The sequence below is a fragment of the Leifsonia sp. HAY1-4F genome, from assembly GCF_056755275.1.
This window is the reverse complement of sequence record NZ_JBNDHX010000748.1, coordinates 1-229: the sequence shown is the minus strand read 5'-3', so window position 1 is coordinate 229 and position 229 is coordinate 1. Positions and strand designations below refer to the sequence as shown.

The following is a 229-nucleotide window of genomic DNA, read 5'->3' as shown; positions in this document are numbered from 1 at the left end:
AATATATGCAGAAGGGCGCCTGCTCGATCGTGCAGGTCGACGTTGCCCGCATCGGCGGTATCACGCCCTGGCTGAAGGTCGCACATGCGGCCGAAGCCTTCGACATCCCGGTTTGCCCGCATTTCCTGATGGAGCTGCATGTCAGCCTCGCCTGCGCGGTGCCGAACGGTAAATATGTCGAATACATCCCGCAGCTCGACGATCTCACCACCAAGGGCATGGAGATCGT

At 59.8% G+C, this 229-nt stretch carries 1 protein-coding gene; it reads left to right on the top strand.

The genetic code is table 11. From position 1 onward, the window contains the following. Positions 1 to 229 (top strand): enolase C-terminal domain-like protein (locus ACPYOG_RS21195; RefSeq protein WP_481296003.1); only part of this gene is annotated, 229 nt, incomplete at both ends.